This is a genomic window from Rossellomorea aquimaris, from assembly GCF_001877785.1.
In the GTDB taxonomy this organism is placed as follows: Bacteria; Bacillota; Bacilli; order Bacillales; family Bacillaceae_B; genus Rossellomorea; species Rossellomorea aquimaris_A.
In genome coordinates, this window is record NZ_MINN01000155.1 from 1 (window position 1) to 412 (window position 412).

At 48.8% G+C, this 412-nt stretch carries 1 pseudogene; it reads right to left on the reverse strand.

Going from position 1 to position 412, the window contains the following annotated elements:
* A pseudogene (locus tag BHE18_RS21835) lies at window positions 1-298 on the reverse strand (hypothetical protein); the annotation flags it as partial.
* Window positions 299-412 lie beyond the last annotated feature (114 nt).

Sequence of the window (412 nt, forward strand, 5' to 3'; positions counted from 1 at the left end):
CGAAGCTCAGCGCAAATGCGATTAACCCGGCAATAATCACGAAAATCCGGAATTTCTTTGTGCCGATTTCTGCAAAACGTGCTGAAAATGACAACAACATGCTGACAGCAGTATTGTAAATCATGGCAAAAATGACGACCGCCATGATGATACCAAGGATTGGCGAGATGTCATCCCCGATAGCAAGCATCGGCAAATCCGCTCCCCCGACAACATCCACTTTCGCGAATATCGCCACATAGCTAAGCAGGATCAACAAGCCAAAGAAAAAACAAAAAGAACAACTAGCTCCGTTCATGGGCAGTCTTCCTGCAGAAAAGCCTGCCCCGCTTCAGGCTGCCATCAATCATATTAAACAAGGCTCTTCAGGCCTCGACCTGTCTCTTCTCCACATCTCCCAGCCCCCGCGACC